A 15371-nucleotide genomic window follows, 5' to 3' on the forward strand; every position below is an offset into this window, starting at 1 on the left:
GTGGTGCCGGGCGCGTCAGCGCGCGCGGCCGCCGGGCTCCGGGAACCCGGCGAGAAGTGTTTCGACGGCGTCGTCCAGCAGGTCGAGCGCGGACACCCGCCCGTCGCGCTGGTACCAGAGCATGAGCACGGCGTTCACCGCGCCGCCGAGCGTGGACAGCAGCAGCGCCGGGTACAGCTCGGCTTTGGGATCCACACCGGTGCGGCGCGCGATCGCCTCGATCAGCGGCGCGATGGTGTCGTGGTTCATGGCCACCGCGCGCGAATGCAGGGTGGCGTTCTCCTGAATGGCCTTCATCCGGCCGAGCCACTCTTCGCGGTTCTCGTCGACCTGGGCGAAGTCTTCCTTCAACGCGTCGACGAAAGCGCGTGGAGTGCTGACTTCCTTCGGCGTGGCAAGGAACCTGTCGATGGTGCGCTGCGTCCGCTCGGCCGTGTCGGCGTGCGCGATGACGACGGCGTCCTCTTTGGAGGCGAAGTAGTTGAAGAAGGTGCGCGGTGAAACCCCCGCCGCCGCGCTGATGTCCTCGACCGTCACGTGGTCCAGACCGCGTTCGGCGACGAGCCGGACGGCGGTGGTCGCCAGCGCGCGGTGGGTTTCCAGCCGTTTGCGCTCGCGGAGACCTTTGACGGGTTCGGGCATGAGCACCACGATACGCCCAAAGATGCAGATACTGCAAAATTGCAGTCTGTGAAACGTGCCACTGGCGAACGGCGCCGGGCCGCCTGGCAGACTGCGGCGGGTGAGCGGAACGGTGCTGGTACTGGGCGGACGCAGCGAGATCGGCCTCGCGGTCGCGGAACGGCTCGCCAAGGGCGGGGCGCGCCGGATCGTGCTGGCCGCGCGACGGAGCGCGGACCTCGGCGCGGAGTCCCGGCGACTGCTGGCCGCGGGGGCGGAAGCGGTCGAAGCCGTCGAGTTCGACGCCGACGACCTCGCCGGGCACGGCCCGTTCCTGGAGAATGTCGTCTCGGACCACGGGCCGCTCGACGTCGTCGTCACCGCTTTCGGGATCCTCGGTGACCAGGCACGCGCCGAAGCGGACGCCGCGCACGCCGTCGCGATCGTCCACACGGACTATGTGGCTCATGTGAGTGTGCTGACGCATGTGGCGAATGTGCTTCGTGAGCAAGGAAACGGAAGCCTGGTGGTCTTCTCGTCGGTCGCCGGGGTGCGGGTCCGGCGGGCGAACTACGTCTACGGATCGGCGAAAGCCGGCCTCGACGGTTTCGCGAGCGGCCTGGCCGACGCCCTGCACGGCACCGGCGTGCACCTCCTGCTCGTCCGGCCCGGATTCGTGATCGGGCGGATGACCGAGGGAATGTCGCCCGCCCCGTTCTCGAGTACTCCGGATCAGGTCGCCGACGCGACGGTCGCCGCGCTGCGGAAACGGCGGGGAACCGTGTGGGTGCCGGGACTTCTGAGGCTGGTGTTTTCCGTGATGCGCGTGGTGCCGCGCGCGATCTGGCGCCGGATGCCCCGGTAGGGGAGCGCTGCGCGGTCGGTCCGGTACTCAGTGTCGCGGCCGGCTGTCTGCTTGATCACTCCGGCTGGTCCGAACGGGCTTTAAGACCCGGTTATGACACGTTTCTCAGGTAATTCCCAGCTAACGCGGTGATCCTCGAATGCGGGGGATCATTCACGGAAGCGGGGAGAAGTCGTGCTGCTCACGTCGCGAGGACGGCGGATCGGCGGCCGCGTCGCACTGGGCCTGGTGTCGACGGCCGTACTGGGTGTCACGGGTTTCGCGTGGACCCAGCTGAGCCGTTTGGACCAAGCGATCGTCACGGCCGACGTCATCGCGCCCTCCGCCCAGATGCCCGTGGGCCCGGCGGGGGAACCGCTGAAGGTGGCGCAGAACATCCTGCTCGTCGGCATCGACTCCCGCACCGACGCGAACGGGAACCCGTTGCCGCAGAACGTCCTCGACGCGTTGCACGCCGGGGACAGCGACGACGGCGGTGACACCACCGACACCATGATCATCGTCCACATCCCGGCGGGCGGCGCGGCCGCGACGGCCATCTCGATCCCGCGTGATTCCTATGTGGACATCGCGGGCGGACTCGGCAAGCACAAGATCAATTCGGCGTACAGCCGCGGCAAGAACGCCGCGATGAACTCGCTGCGCGCGCAGGGCCTCTCCGGTCCGGAGCTCGAGGTCAAGGCCAACGAGGCGGGCGCCAAACTCACGATCCAGACGATCGAGCGGTTCACCGGGCTGTCGATCAACCACTACGCGGCGGTCAACCTCGCCGGGTTCTCCGCGCTGAGCGAAGCCGTCGGCGGCGTCGAGGTCTGCCTCAACGAACCGGTGCGGGACAAGTTCTCCGGGGCGTCGTTCCCGGCGGGCAAACAGCTGCTCTCCGGGCCGCAGGCGCTCGCCTTCGTGCGGCAGCGGCACGGGCTGCCCAGCGACCTCGACCGCATCGCCCGGCAGCAGGCGTTCCTGTCGAGCATGGCCAAGACCGTCCTGGACGCCGGGACCTTCACCGATCCCACCAGGCTGAGCGCGCTGGTCGGCGCGGTCCAGGGTTCGGTCGTGCTCGACCGCGGCTGGGACGTGCTCAGCTTCGCGCAGCAGTTGCGGGGCATGAGTTCCGGGGCGCTGAAGTTCCAGACGATCCCGGTCCAGAGTCTCTCCCTGCCGACGCCGTCGGACGGCGACGCGGTGAAGGTGGATCCGGCCGAGGTGCAGGCGTTCGTGAAGGCCGCGCTGAACTCGACGAGCGTCGCCGCGGTGGGGGAGCCGACCGGCGGGATCGGGATCAAGCCGGTCGCGGCGACTTCTTCGATCGCCGCGCCGCCTTCGTCTTCCACTGCTTCCACGCCGCCCGCGATGGCCGGCTGCGTGAACTGAGGCAATCAGCCGGGTGATTGCGCCGGTCGCCCCCGTGAGCGCCCCAAGATTCTTTTGAACCGCGCCGCGCCGCCGTCCGTGTCCCTGGAGTCAGGGGTGGCCACGGCGACGGGGATGGTGTGATGAAGCGCTGGACGATCCTGGTGAGTCTCGCCCTCTGCCTCGCCGGTTGTGCCGCGACCGTGGGCGGAGTGGCACAACCGGTGGATCCCACCAGGGTCGCCGGGCTCGAGGTCACCGACGGTCCCAGCGGTCTCAAACCCGGCGTCCTGGACGACGGGCTCCCGGTCGACGGTGGCGACGGCGGCGAGATCGACAGGCTCGCGGCCAACGCCGTCGCCGACGTCCAGGGGTACTGGCGCGAGCATCTGCCCGCGACCTTCGAACGCGAGTTCCGGCCGCTGAGCACTCTCGTCTCCTACGATTCGGCGGGCCGCGGCCGCGTGATCTGCGGTGCCTCGACGGCGGGTCTGGTGAACGCCTTCTACTGCTCGGGGCCGGACGTCGTCGCCTGGGATCGCGGGGAGTTGCTGCCGTCGCTCAACGATTCCCTCGGCCCGGCGGCGGTCATGGCGGTACTCGCCCACGAGATCGGCCACGCCGTCCAGTTCCGGCTGGGGCTGCCCGCCGCGAGCCCGTCGATCGTCAAGGAGCAGCAGGCCGACTGCTACACCGGGGCGTACTTCCGCTGGGTGGCCGAGGGCCGGTCGCCGATGTTCCAGGTGTCCACCGGCCGCGGGCTCAACGAAGTGCTCACGGCGTTGTTCCGGATCCGGGACTCCGCGGGGGTGGCCTTCGACGACGACGGCGCGCACGGCAACGCGTTCGACCGGGTGTCCGCGTTCCAGTTCGGCTTCACCGACGGGCCCGCCCGGTGCGCGAAGATCGACGAGCGCGAGATCGAGGGCCGGAGCACCCAGGCCGGATCCGGTTCGGCGGCGGAGAACGTCCGCCTCGACGACAGTCGGGCACTCGCCGACCTCACCACCAGCCTGCGGCAGGCCTTCCGGCTCGCGGCCACCCCGCCGACGCTCACCACCGGAGCCGCCTGCGGTGTGACGGCGGAGGACGCGCTCGCCTCGTATTGCTCGGAGTCCAACCAGATCAACCTCGACCTCGACGGCCTGGTCCGCATCGGCACCCCGCCGCGCAGGGGACGACAGGGCGGCATCGGTGACTTCGCCGCGTTCGCCGAGGTCGCGTCGCGCTACACGCTCGCGGTCCAGCAGGAGGGCGGGTTCCGGCTCGACGGACCGGTGGCCGCGCAACGCACCGCCTGCCTGACCGGGTTCTGGGCGTCGACCCTCGCGGACGGCGGGGCCCTCGCGTTGTCACCGGGCGACCTCGACGAGGCGATCGCCGAGATGCTGACGCGGAACAGCCTGATCGCGGCGGATGTCCGGGGCCGGACACTCCCGGCCGGGTTCGCCAGGGTCGCCGCCTTCCGTGACGGCTTCTCCTCCGGCAGCCAGGAGACGTGCGGCGAGAAGTATCGCGCGTGAAGGCCCCCTTCCCTCGGCTCAGCCGAGGGAAGGGGGCCTTCACGCGCGCTCAGGTCACACGAAGGCGCTCTGGCCGGTGATCGCCTTCCCGACGATCAGCGTGTTCATCTCCCGGGTGCCCTCGAACGAGTAGATCGCCTCGGCGTCGGTGAAGAACCGCATGATGTCGTTGTCCAGCACGATCCCGTTGCCGCCGAAGATCTCGCGGCCCCAGGCGACGACCTCCCGCATGCGCGACGTCACGAAGGCCTTCGCCAGCGACGAGTGTTCGTCCTTGAAGATCCCGGCGTCCTGCAGCCTGGCCAGCTGCACCAGCATGCCCCACGACGCGGTGATGTTGCCGAGGCTCTTCACCAGCAGATCCTGCACCAGCTGGAACCGCGCGATCGGACGGCCGAACTGCTCGCGTTCCTTGGCGTAGTCCAACGCCAGCTCGTAGGCGCCGATCATCACGCCCAGCGCCTGCCACGCCACGCCGCCGCGGGTCGCGCGCAGGATCTCGGCGACGTCGCGGAACGAATCGATGCCCTGTAGCCGGTTCGCCTCCGGCACCCGCACGTCGGTCAGCGTGATCTCGGCGTTCTCCACGATCCGGAACGCGAACTTGTTCTCGATCTTGACCGGGACGAATCCCGGTGAGTCCTTCTCGACCACGAAACCCTTGACATGGTTGTCCGCCTCGTCGCGGGCCCACACGATGACGAGGTCCGCGAAGGTCGCGTTGCCGATCCATTTCTTGGCGCCGTTGAGGATCCAGGTGTCGCCCTCGCGACGGGCCGTCGTCCGCATGCCGCCCGCGACGTCGGAACCGCCGAGCGGCTCGGTCATCGCGAAGGCGCCGATCTTGTCCATCGCCGCCATCGACGGGAGCCAGCGGTCGCGCTGTTCCTGGTCGCCGCCCGAGTAGATGCTGTACATCGCGAGTCCGTTGTGGACACCGAAGAACGTCGCCACCGACGGGTCCGTGCGGGTCATCTCCATCGCCATCATGCCGCTGAGCAGGTGGCTGGTGGCCGGAAGGTGCTCGCCGTAGCCCTCGTAGGGCAGCCCGGCGAGGCCGAGTTCGCGGAACTTGCCGACGAGTTCGTGCGGGAACTCGCCCTTGGCCCAGTACTCGTTCACCAGCGGCTTGACCTCGGTGCGCATGAAGTCACGCGTCTTGAGCAGCAGCTTGCGCTCCTCCTCGGGCAGCAGGTCCTCGTAGGCGTAGAAGTCGGCGGTCATTTCAGTTCTCCTCCCTGGCACTGTCCAAAGCGGACAGCACGGCGAGCTGCTTGCGGTCGCGCGTCTCGGCGAGTTCCGAGTACGTGGAGGAGCCGTAAGCGGATTCCACGGCTTCGATGAGCCGTTCCTGTTCTTCGGGGTCCTGCGAGGGCGTGCCGAGGCCCGCCCACATCTGCTTCATCGATTTGCCGATGTGCTCGGCCATGTGCCGGTAGCCGCCGGGACCGCCGCCCAGATGCGAGCCGAGGAACGGCCCGACGGTCGACCAGCGGATGCCGAGCGAGTTCGTCATCACCGCGTCCAGTTCGGACGGTGACACGACACCCTGCTCCACCAGGTAGATCGCCTCGCGGCTCAGCGCGTTCTGCAGCCGGTTGCCGACGAAGCCGGGGATCTCCTTGCGTTCCACCACCGGCGTGCGGCCGGCGAACCGGTAGAACTCGACGGCCCGCTCGACCGACTCGGAGCTGGTGCGTTCACCGGGAACGACCTCGACCAGCGGGATCAGGTGCGGCGGGTTGAACGGGTGCCCGATCAGGACCCGCGACGCGTCGTCCAGCTCCGAGGCGAACGCGGTCGAAGGGATCGCCGAAGACGAACTGAGCAGCAGCGCGTGCGACGGCGCCTCGCGGACCAGCGTCGCGAACAGGTCCTTTTTGAACTCGACGTTCTCGGGTCCGTTCTCCTGCACGACATCCGCGTCTCGGACGGCTTCGGAGACATCCGCGGCGAGGTGGACCCGAGGGGCGAGGTCCGCGGCGCTCCGGCCGAGATGCGGGGCGAACGTCTCCAGCGCGCCGGCGACGGCGTCGGCGAGATCCGGCCGCGGATCCGAGACCCGGACCTCCATGCCGTGCGCGGCGAACAACGCCGTCCACGACAGGCCGATGGTGCCCGCGCCGATCACCGCGGCGGTGCGAAAAGTCATGACCGAGCTCCCTTCAAGTAGTCGAAGACCGGCTTGACCGGGGCGAGTGTCAGGTCGGTGAGGATGTGGCTCGCCGAAACGACCTCCAGCACCGGGAGGTCGGCGAGCGGGGCCAGCACGTGCTGGAACAGTTGCAGCCGCGCCGGCCCGGTCCACGCTTCCTTGACCACCACGTCGGTGATCTCGGTGCGGACCAGTTCGAAGAGCCGGGGCGAACCGTCGTAGTCCGGGATGGTCTTGAGCATGAACGTCGGCACGGTGATCTGCGTTTCGGCCTCGGCCGCGTCCAGCCGGTGGTGCTTGTAGCCCATGGTCGCGGTCGCGACGCGCTGGCTGCCGTAGTCGAGCGTCCCGACGAGCGCGCCGTTCTCGGCGAACAACCTCGGCGAGCCGATGGTCTTCGGGTAGGCGCTGATCTCGCGGCCGGACGCGGTGGCCGGGAAGTTGTCGAGGTACATCGCGTGCAGGTACTCGCCACGTTCGCCCTCGAAGCTCACCGGAATCGCCTGCCCGGACTCGGTGTAGGGCCCGTAACCGCTGACGTCGCCCATCTTCATCACCTCGAACCGCACCAGCGGCTCGTCGATCTCCAGCGGCTCCGGCACGACGGCGCGCAGGGCGCCGGCGTCGGTGCGGTAGACGATGTTCAGGTACTCGCGGTTCGTGAACCGGGGCACCACCGGCGCGTACGCCGGGTTCGTGAGCGGCGTGGTCACATGCCGGAGAACGTCCTGCTGGTTCATCTCACTCACCTGTCCACTGTGGAGCGCGGCGCTCGGCGAAGGCCCGCATGCCCTCACGGACGTCGGCCGACTTCATCAGCGCCGGAAGCTCCGAACGCTGGGTGGCAAACGCTTGCGCGTCGGGCACGCCGTCCGCCGCGCGGACGATCTTCTTGACCAGGGCGAGCGCCAGGGGAGCGTTGGCGGCGATCTGCTCGGCCAGTTGCAGCGCGACCGCGGCGGCCTCCCCGCTCGGGACGACCCGGTTCACCAGACCGAGGCTTCCGGCGCGTTCGGCGCCGATCGGCTCGCCGGTGAGCAGGAACTCCATCGCCAGGTGATGCGGGATCCGCTTCGGCAGCCGGATCACGCCACCCCCGGCGGCGATCAGCCCGCGTTTCACCTCGGGCAGCCCGAACTTCGCGTCTTCGGCGGCGACGATCAAGTCGCAGCCCAGCGCCAGCTCGAAGCCACCGCCCATCGCCCAGCCTTCGACGGCCGCGATCAGCGGCTTCGACAGCTCGGCCTCGGTCAGGCCGCCGAACCCGCGCCCGGGGATCTCGGGAGACTCGCCCTTCAGCGCCGCCTTGAGATCCATCCCGGCGCTGAACGAACCGTCGGCGCCGGTCAGGACCCCGGCCCGCAGCGCGGGATCGGTCTCCAGGAGGTCGAGTGCTTCGGCCAGGCCCGCCGCGACGGCGGCGTTCACCGCGTTGCGGGCCGACGGCCGGTCGATCGTGATCAGCAGCGTGCCGCCGACCCGTTCCGTCCGTACTTCCGTGCTCATGATTTCTTCCTCAGCGAGTGGTGGCGAGTTCGCGCAGGACCTCTTCGGTGTCCTGACCCGGCAGGGGTGCCAGGCGCCGGACGGAACCGGGGGTCGCGGAGAACTTGACGGGGATGCCGATGGTGCGGATCGAGCCCTCGCTCGGGTGCTCGACGACGTCGAGCAGGTGACCGTCGCGGACGTACTCGTCGTCCTGCGCCTTGTCGAGTTCGAGGACGGGGGCCATCGGGATGCTGTGCTTAGCGCAGACCTCGGTCCATTCTTCGGTGGTCAGCGCCGGGGCGCATTCGGCGATCATCTCGGCCAGCGCCTCGTGGTCGGCGCCGTCGATCGCGTCGCCGTTGACCCGCGGGTCCTCGGCCAGTTCCGGCCGCCCGGCGGCGTGGAAGAAGTCGCGGAAGTTCCGCGGGTTGTAGGGGATCACGCAGGCCATGCCGTCCTTGGTGTGCACCGCCTGGTGGCCGGGGTTCAGCGACGGGCCGAACCCGGTCGGGCCCTCCGCGGGCTCGAAGACGTGCCCGGCGAGATGCTCGACGAGGTTGAACGCGATCAGGGTGTCCGTCATCGGGATCTCGACCCGCTGGCCCTCGCCGGTCCGGTCGCGGTGCACCAGCGCGGCGAGCACGGTGTAGGCGATGGTCAGTGAGGAGACCTTGTCGCCGATGATCGTCGGCAGGTAGACCGGCTTGCCCAGGGCGCGGTTCGCGACGTCGACCAGCCCGGACGACGCCTGCACGGTCTCGTCGTAGGCGGCGTGCCCGGCGCGGTCTGAGTCACCGCGGAATCCTTGCGCGTGGGCGTAGACCAGGCCGGGGTTGCGGGCGGCGAGGTCGGCGTAGTCCATGCCGAGCCTGCTCAGCGCGCCGGGGCGCATGTTGGTGATCAGCACGTCGGCGGTGTCGATCAGCTCGAGCGCCTGCTCGCGCTCCTCTTCGTCCTTGAGGTTGAGGACGACGCTGCGCTTGTTGCGGTTCACGTTCAAGTTGAGCGGAGTCATGCCCGGCGTCGTGCGGAACCTGCCCACCCGCACGGTGTCGGCGGGGGACTCGATCTTGATCACGTCGGCGCCGAGGTCGCCGAGGATCTGCGCGGCGTACGGGCCCATGACGACCGTCGAGAGGTCGATCACGCGAACGCCGTCCAGCGGGCCGGTGGCGGTTTGAGTCATTTGCTTTCCCTTCGCCGTTGTTCGCTCTACAACCGAAATTAGGCGCGAATTGCGGGAAAGGGAATGATCAAGAAACGAAGAATGGTATGACCACGGTGGTCATACCATTCTTGGGTTGGGGATCGTGGTCGCGAGTGGGCGCCGTTTCGTTCTGTCCTGGCCGTCCGCGTGCCGCTCTCGGATGTCGCGAAAGCCACTTTCGGGACGTCGGATGTCCTGAAAGTGGCTTTCGCGACATCGGGGAACCCGCTGGGGGTGTTGCGAAAGCCACTTTCGCAACCTTCAACGTTGCGAAAGTGGCTTTCGCAACACCGTCTCCCCGTCAAGCTGCCGAGGGGGTCTCGGTCAGGTCGAAAGCGGTTCGGCGAAGATCTCCCGCACTCCGGCCACCAGTTCGGCGAGGTCGCCCTCCTCGGCCCGGTCCCGTCGCCAGACCAAGGCGGTCTCCAGCCGGGGCCGGAAATCCGAGAACGGGAGGATGGTGGCGCCGTCGACGAGGAACAGATGCATCGGGCTGGCCGGATCCAGCATCGTGATCGAGAACGACGAACCGTTCGCCACCAGTTCGGAAATACCCGAATATTCGGTTCCGCCGACTTTGAGCCTTTTCTTGATGCCCGCCTTCGACAGCGTGTGGTCCATATCGTCCGAATAGGCCGGAATGCTTTCCGAGGCGGACGGGATATAGGACAGATCGCTCAATTCGGCGATGGTGACGGTCTCCCGTCCGGCGAACCGATCGGCCGGGACGACGGCGCCGAGCCGCTCCACCTGCACCGGGACGATCTCCAGCGCGGGATCGGTGACCGGCATCCGGACCAGCGACAACGCCAGTTTGCCCTGGTGCACCGCGGCGACCAGATCGGGTGTCGTGCCCGGCCAGCGCTTGAGTTCGAAGCGGTCGCGGCAGCGTTCTTCCAGACGTTTGACCCGTTCCCGCAGGGCCGGGTGCACGCCGGCGGGGATGCCGATGAACACGGTGCTCCGCCGGGGTTTCACCGCCTCCTGCAACCGCCAGGGGATCGCGTTGACCTGTTCGAGGACGTCCCGCGCGATCGGCAGCAGCGCGGTGCCCGCCGCGGTGAGCGTGACGTGATGCGTGCTGCGGTCGAACAGCCGGTGACCCAGTTCGTGTTCGAGATCCTTGATGCGCTGGCTCAGCGGGGAGGCGGCCATATGCAGTCTGCGGGCCGCCTGGGAGAAGTTCAGTTCCTCGGCGACGGCCACGAAATACCGCAGGTGCAACATCTCCACGCGTTCACCCTAACCGCAGAGTCACCGTGAACGCGGCCCCGCCTTCGGGCGCCGGGCCCGCCGTCAGCGTCCCGCCCATGCGGGTGACCAGGCCGTGCGCCAGCGCGAGCCCGATGCCCGAACCGACCGGACGGCTGTCGCGATACCGCCGGTTCAACACCCCGCGCTCGAACGCGACCGGGTAGTCCTCCGGCGCCAGCCCGGGCCCGCCGTCCCGCACCGCCAGCCGGGCCTGCCCATCGGCCGTCACCAGGGAGAACACGATCGGCGCGCCCGCCGGGGTCACGCGCAGGGCGTTCTCGGCCAGTCCGTCGACGACCTGGCGGAGCCGCCGCGGATCGGCGACGACCGGCACCTCGCCTGCCGGCCGCTCCACCAGCAGCGTGACGTCCTGCCGCGCGCAGCGCAGCCGCCAGACGTCCGCGCATTCGTCGACCAGCGCCGCGAGATCGAGGCGCGCCGGATCGAGGCGGAACTCGTCCGCACCGAGCCGTGCCAGCTCCAGCAGGTCGCTGACCAGGCGTTCCAGCCGTTCCGCCTCGCGATGGATGGTCTGCCCGGCGCGGCGCGCGTCCTCGCCTTCGGCCACGCCGTCACCGATCGCCTCGGCGAACCCGGTGACGGCGGTCAGCGGCGTCCGCAGTTCGTGCGACACCGAAAGCAGGAACTCGCGCTGCCGCGCCTCGCTGTACCGCAGGGCGTCGGCCAGTTCGTTGACCGATTTCGCCACGTCCGCGACCTCGGACGGCCATTCGACCGGAACACGCAGGTCACGGCGCCCGGCCCGCATCCCGTTCGCCACCGACGCGGCCCGGCGCAGCGGCCGCGACAGCATCCGGCTCAGCAGCAGCCCCGCGATCGCGGCGACCGCCAGCCCGGCGCCGAGTGCGAGCACCGTGTTGCGCACCAGCGTCCTGCCGCGCGCCTCGCCGATCTCCGTCGACTGGACCAGCGCGAACGCGGCACCTCTCTCGCCCACCGCGCGGACTTCGACGAGGTATTGCCGCCCTTCGACGACCACCGTGCCCGAGCGGGAGAATCCCGCTTTGGCGGCGGCGATGGCCGCGACCGTCCCGTCGCCGTCGATCGTCCCGTTCGGGCGGCGGACGACGACGTCGATCCCTTGCCCTCGAACGACTTCCGCGGCCTTCCCGACGCGGAGCCGGTTGCCGATGCCGGTCTCGTCGAGCTGGCTCGCGACCACGTCGGCCTGCGCCGAAAGCGACTGCCGGAGCACGTCGCTGCCGGTGGTGCGGATGAGCCGGGCCGCGACCAGCCCGGCGACCACCACCGCGACCGCGGCGACCGCGAGGCACACCATGGTGATCCGCAGCGCGAGCGAGGTCCGGTTCATCCGGCGTCCGCCGCGTAACCGATCCCGCGGACCGTCCTGATCGGACTGTGCTCGCCCAGTTTCCCGCGCAGCTGGGCGATGTGGACGTCGACGGTCCGCGTGCCCGCCGACGCCGCGTAACCCCAGACGGAGCTGAGCAGCTGCTCGCGGCTGAACACCTGACCGGGCCGCCGCACCAGATGGGTGAGCAGCTCGAACTCGGTCGACGTCAGCGCGATCTCGGTGTCTTCGGCCCAGACACGGCGCTGGGTGACGTCGACGCGGACGCCGCCCGCCGTGTAGGTCTCGGCGAGCGAAGGCGTTCCGGCGGCGCGGCGCAGCACGGTCCGGACCCTCGCCGAGAGTTCACGCGGGCTGAACGGTTTCGTCAGGTAGTCGTCGGCGCCGATCTCCAGGCCCAGCAAGCGGTCCAGTTCGTCGTCGCGCGCGGTCACGAACAGCACCGGCGTCCAGTCACCGTCCGCACGCAGGGCCCGGCAGATCTCGATACCGTCCATTCCGGACAGTCCGATGTCGAGCACGATCGCGACCGGGCGCAGCCGCCGGATCGTGGCCAGTGCCGCGCCGCCGTCCGCCTCCACGTGCACGCCGAACCCGTCCCGCCGCAGGTACAGCGAAGCGAGTTCGGCGATCGCGGGGTCGTCCTCGACGACCAGTACCAGCCCGCGTCCCGGTTGCGTCGTCACCGGCCGATCCTGTCACGGGGCGGGGTCGCCTGCCATGTCCTGCTCGATCGAGTCGAGGGTCTGCTGGACGTCGCTCAGCTGTCCCGGCGCCGGGCTCGAAGCGGGTTCTTCGTCGGAACACCCGGCCGCGCCGAACAGCGCGAGCGCGGTCAAACCGGCGGCCAGGAGACGTTTCACTTGCCCGCCTTGCAGTGCGCGTTCGCGAACGCGTCGAGCTTCTGCTTCGCCGTGGTGAGCTCGGGCAGCCTGGCGTTGCGCTTGTCGGCGCGCTTCTGCAGCCTGTCGGCGGCGTCGTTGTGGCCCTTCTTGCGCTGGCCCTCGGCCCTGGCCTTGAGATTCGCCACCGAACCGCGGACCTCGGGGCCGCCGTTGATGCGTTCGGTGAGGTTGGTGGTGCGCTGGGTGAGCTTCGGCAGCCATTCGGCGCACAGCGTCTGGGATTCTTCGGGGCTCAGGGTGATCGGTGCCTGGGCCGAGGCGGCGGGGGCGAGAGCGACGAGTCCGGCCGCGACGAGCCCGGCGGCGATGGTGTGTTTCAGCATGCGAAGAGCGTCGCGCGGCCGGATACGAGGAATGTCGGGGAAATGTTCGGGTTTTGTAAGCGATACTCGGACGATGGGGCTCAAGACCTTGACCGCCACCGTGGTGGCGACACTGCTGCTGACCGCCGCACCCGCCGTCGCGTCACCCGCGTTCGTCCTGCGCGACGGCGTCAGCGAGCCGGTGTTCTCCTACGACAAGGCCATCCGGGAGACCGCCTGGGTGGAGACCGGCCAGGACCTCGACCGCGACGGGCGGACCGACCGGGTCGCCGCCGACATCATCCGCCCGGCGGAACCGGCCGCGCGCGGGCAGCGCGTTCCGGTGATCATGGACGTCAGCCCGTACTTCGAGAAGGTCGGGCGCGGCAACGAACGCCAGCCGAAGACGTACCTCCCCGACGGCACGCCGTCGCAGTTCCCGCTCTTCTACGACAACTACTTCGTCCCGCGCGGGTACGCGGTCGTGCTGGTCGACGTCGGGGGCACCAATCGCTCGTCCGGGTGCTTCGACGACGTCGCGTCCGGCAACGGCGTCGTGGACTGGCTCAACGGGCGCGCACAGGCCTTCCGCACGCCGTTCGGGCCCGAGCGTGTGCGGGCGGAGTGGGCGAACGGATCGGTCGGCGCGATCGGGAAGTCGCAGGACGGGGCGACGGCGATCGGGATGGCCGCGTCCGGGATCGAAGGCCTGAAGACCATCGTGCCGATCGCCGGGGTCAGCTCGTACTACGAGGTCCACAACTCGCACGGCGCCTATTTCGGCTGGGCTGGCGGCCCGGGTTTCTACAACGAGCGCGCCGAGAAGCTGTGCCGTCCGTTCGAAGAGGACAACGCGCGGCTCGCGGGCACGGACGGGAATTTCAACGACTACTGGCGCGGGCTCGACTACGTCGCGAAGACCGGCAAGGTGCGTGCGAGCGTTTTCGCGTCGATGGGTTTCCACGATCTCAACGTCAACCCGATCCAGTTCGGGCCGTGGTGGGAGGCGCTGAACTCCCACGGTGTGCCACGCAAGGCGTGGCTGCACCAGGCGGCGCACGTCGACCCGTTCGACCTCGACCGGTCGCTGTTCGTGAAGACCCTGCACCGCTGGTTCGACCGCTGGCTGCTCGGCGTCCGCAACGGCGTCGAGACCGAACCCGCGATCCGGATCGAACACACCCCGGATCGCTGGACCGACGAACGCCGCTGGCCGCCCGCCACCCGGCAGCGCGTGTTGTGGCCCACGGAGAACGGACTGGGGGATCGCCCGTCGTCAGGCACGGCCTCGGTGACCGACGATCCGGCGCGCGGGGCGTCGCAGTGGGTGGAGAACCCGTCGGAGACCAGCCCGGATCGGCTCGTTTTCGCAGGTGAACCCGTGCAGGCGGACACCCGTGTCGCCGGGACCGCCACCGTCACGGTGACCGCGCGCTCGGACAAACCCGCCGCGCGGATCGGCGCGGTGCTGGTCGACTACGGCCCCGCGACCGTGCGGAACACGAAGTTCCCAGCGCTGGGCACCAAGGACCTGACGACCCGTTCCTGCTGGGGCGCGGGCACCGCCGCGGACACCGGCTGCTTCCTCGACACCGTCGCCGATCTGACCACTGTGGACAAACGGATCGTGGCGACCGGCTGGGCGGATCTCGGCCACCATCGCTCGCTGTGGCGCGGCGAACCGCTCGTGCCCGGCAAGGCGTACACGATGACGTTCCGGCTGAGCAGCCTCGACCACGTCGTCCCGGCGGGGCACCGGCTGGCGCTCGTCCTCGGCGGGACCGACGGGGACATGTTCGACCCGGCGCTGCCCGCTCTCGGCTCCCGGGTGACGTTCGAGCTGGACGGGACTTCGCTCTCGGTCCCCGTCTTCGGCCACGTTTAGTCCTCTGAATGCGAGAGAGAAGGAGCACGTATGGCGAAGATCCAGCGCATTTCCGTCAACGGCCACACGAGTGCGAGCCCCGAAACCGTCTACGCGCTCCTCGTGGACCGCGAGCGTTGGCCCGACTGGTCACCCATGGGCTCGTTCCGCTTGCTCCAGAAGGGGGACGAGAACGGTCTCGGCGCCATCGGCGTCTTCAGCACCAACGGCGTCCACAGCTGCGAAGAGGTCATCGCGCTCCAACCTGGCAAGCGCTTCGGCTACGCCCTGAAGAAGGGGCTCCCGCTGCGCGATTACCGCGCCTACGTCGATCTCACCCCCGTGCGGAACGGCACCGAGATCCACTGGCATTCCACGTTCACCGCCAAGATCCCGGGCACCGGCTGGTTCCATCGCCGGTTCCTCGGCCACTTCATCGGGCGCATGGTCGAGAGCCTCGTGGCGCGTGCCTCGCGCGGCGCACCATAAAGTAGGCCCATG

At 69.3% G+C, this 15371-nt stretch carries 15 protein-coding genes and 1 pseudogene; 5 read left to right on the plus strand and 11 right to left on the minus strand.

The window, feature by feature from the left end:
- Positions 1 to 15 precede the first annotated feature (15 nt).
- Positions 16 to 642 carry a TetR/AcrR family transcriptional regulator gene (locus tag ACZ1DY_RS13470; protein ID WP_257488143.1) on the minus strand — a complete coding sequence of 209 codons (627 nt, stop codon included), beginning with the start codon at positions 640 to 642 and terminating at the stop codon, positions 16 to 18.
- Positions 643 to 742: 100 nt separating this feature from the next.
- Between ACZ1DY_RS13470 and ACZ1DY_RS13475 the strand changes: the two genes are divergently transcribed.
- From ACZ1DY_RS13475 to ACZ1DY_RS13485, 3 genes and pseudogenes are all read left to right on the plus strand, one after another.
- Positions 743 to 1486: an SDR family NAD(P)-dependent oxidoreductase gene (locus ACZ1DY_RS13475; protein WP_465485651.1), complete on the plus strand. Its 744-nt coding sequence runs from the start codon at positions 743 to 745 to the stop codon at positions 1484 to 1486.
- Positions 1487 to 1660: 174 nt separating this feature from the next.
- Entirely contained in the window at positions 1661 to 2860 is a 1200-nt protein-coding gene (locus ACZ1DY_RS13480) for an LCP family protein (protein ID WP_465484577.1), read from the plus strand.
- A 98-nt stretch (positions 2861 to 2958) separates the two neighbouring features.
- Positions 2959 to 4362: pseudogene (locus ACZ1DY_RS13485) on the plus strand (neutral zinc metallopeptidase); the annotation flags it as partial.
- 54 nt (positions 4363 to 4416) lie between these two features.
- Here the strand turns inward: ACZ1DY_RS13485 and ACZ1DY_RS13490 are convergent.
- The 10 genes from ACZ1DY_RS13490 to ACZ1DY_RS13535 form a co-directional block, all read right to left on the minus strand.
- Complete coding sequence (locus ACZ1DY_RS13490) at positions 4417 to 5586, minus strand: acyl-CoA dehydrogenase family protein (RefSeq protein ID WP_257488140.1); 1170 nt, start codon at positions 5584 to 5586, stop codon at positions 4417 to 4419.
- Position 5587: 1 nt separating this feature from the next.
- Complete coding sequence (locus ACZ1DY_RS13495) at positions 5588 to 6514, minus strand: 3-hydroxyacyl-CoA dehydrogenase NAD-binding domain-containing protein (RefSeq protein ID WP_465484578.1); 927 nt, start codon at positions 6512 to 6514, stop codon at positions 5588 to 5590.
- The gene (locus ACZ1DY_RS13500) at positions 6511 to 7257 is read right to left on the minus strand and encodes an acetoacetate decarboxylase (protein WP_465485652.1); all 747 of its coding nucleotides are present in this window, start codon (positions 7255 to 7257) and stop codon (positions 6511 to 6513) included. Before ACZ1DY_RS13500 ends, ACZ1DY_RS13495 begins: the two co-directional genes overlap by 4 nt.
- Position 7258: 1 nt before the next feature.
- Positions 7259 to 8023 (minus strand): crotonase/enoyl-CoA hydratase family protein, encoded by a 765-nt coding sequence (locus tag ACZ1DY_RS13505; protein ID WP_257488138.1) that lies wholly within the window; start codon positions 8021 to 8023, stop codon positions 7259 to 7261.
- A gap of 10 nt (positions 8024 to 8033) precedes the next feature.
- Entirely contained in the window at positions 8034 to 9191 is a 1158-nt protein-coding gene (locus tag ACZ1DY_RS13510; RefSeq protein ID WP_465484579.1) for a CaiB/BaiF CoA transferase family protein, read from the minus strand.
- Between the two features lie 345 nt (positions 9192 to 9536).
- Positions 9537 to 10445, minus strand: coding sequence for a LysR family transcriptional regulator (locus ACZ1DY_RS13515; RefSeq protein ID WP_126729301.1), 909 nt, complete (start codon positions 10443 to 10445; stop codon positions 9537 to 9539).
- A gap of 4 nt (positions 10446 to 10449) precedes the next feature.
- Positions 10450 to 11799 carry a HAMP domain-containing sensor histidine kinase gene (locus ACZ1DY_RS13520; protein ID WP_465484580.1) on the minus strand — a complete coding sequence of 450 codons (1350 nt, stop codon included), beginning with the start codon at positions 11797 to 11799 and terminating at the stop codon, positions 10450 to 10452.
- Positions 11796 to 12485 (minus strand): response regulator, encoded by a 690-nt coding sequence (locus ACZ1DY_RS13525; protein ID WP_465484581.1) that lies wholly within the window; start codon positions 12483 to 12485, stop codon positions 11796 to 11798. Before ACZ1DY_RS13525 ends, ACZ1DY_RS13520 begins: the two co-directional genes overlap by 4 nt.
- A gap of 12 nt (positions 12486 to 12497) precedes the next feature.
- Entirely contained in the window at positions 12498 to 12662 is a 165-nt protein-coding gene (locus ACZ1DY_RS13530) for a hypothetical protein (RefSeq protein ID WP_465484582.1), read from the minus strand.
- On the minus strand, positions 12659 to 13027 hold the full coding sequence (locus ACZ1DY_RS13535) for a hypothetical protein (RefSeq protein WP_126729296.1): 369 nt from the start codon (positions 13025 to 13027) through the stop codon (positions 12659 to 12661). The genes ACZ1DY_RS13530 and ACZ1DY_RS13535 overlap by 4 nt, the downstream gene beginning before the upstream one ends.
- A 73-nt stretch (positions 13028 to 13100) precedes the next feature.
- Between ACZ1DY_RS13535 and ACZ1DY_RS13540 the strand changes: the two genes are divergently transcribed.
- Positions 13101 to 14891, plus strand: coding sequence for a CocE/NonD family hydrolase (locus ACZ1DY_RS13540; RefSeq protein ID WP_465484583.1), 1791 nt, complete (start codon positions 13101 to 13103; stop codon positions 14889 to 14891).
- 30 nt (positions 14892 to 14921) lie between these two features.
- A complete protein-coding gene (locus ACZ1DY_RS13545) occupies positions 14922 to 15359 on the plus strand; it encodes an SRPBCC family protein (protein WP_465484584.1) in 438 nt (145 codons plus the stop codon).
- Positions 15360 to 15371: the final 12 nt, after the last annotated feature.

It is taken from the genome of Amycolatopsis sp. PSD-21 (assembly GCF_055561455.1).

Excerpts from the sequence above, each read along its gene's own strand:
- ACZ1DY_RS13470 (WP_257488143.1), bottom strand. The coding sequence starts at position 642 with ATGCCCGAACCCGTCAAAGGTCTCCGCGAGCGCAAACGGCTGGAAACC.
- ACZ1DY_RS13490 (WP_257488140.1), bottom strand. The coding sequence starts at position 5,586 with ATGACCGCCGACTTCTACGCCTACGAGGACCTGCTGCCCGAGGAGGAG.
- ACZ1DY_RS13495 (WP_465484578.1), bottom strand. The coding sequence starts at position 6,514 with ATGACTTTTCGCACCGCCGCGGTGATCGGCGCGGGCACCATCGGCCTG.
- ACZ1DY_RS13500 (WP_465485652.1), bottom strand. The coding sequence starts at position 7,257 with ATGAACCAGCAGGACGTTCTCCGGCATGTGACCACGCCGCTCACGAAC.
- ACZ1DY_RS13505 (WP_257488138.1), bottom strand. The coding sequence starts at position 8,023 with ATGAGCACGGAAGTACGGACGGAACGGGTCGGCGGCACGCTGCTGATC.
- ACZ1DY_RS13510 (WP_465484579.1), bottom strand. The coding sequence starts at position 9,191 with ATGACTCAAACCGCCACCGGCCCGCTGGACGGCGTTCGCGTGATCGAC.
- ACZ1DY_RS13520 (WP_465484580.1), bottom strand. The coding sequence starts at position 11,799 with ATGAACCGGACCTCGCTCGCGCTGCGGATCACCATGGTGTGCCTCGCG.
- ACZ1DY_RS13535 (WP_126729296.1), bottom strand. The coding sequence starts at position 13,027 with ATGCTGAAACACACCATCGCCGCCGGGCTCGTCGCGGCCGGACTCGTC.
- ACZ1DY_RS13540 (WP_465484583.1), top strand. The coding sequence starts at position 13,101 with ATGGGGCTCAAGACCTTGACCGCCACCGTGGTGGCGACACTGCTGCTG.
- ACZ1DY_RS13545 (WP_465484584.1), top strand. The coding sequence starts at position 14,922 with ATGGCGAAGATCCAGCGCATTTCCGTCAACGGCCACACGAGTGCGAGC.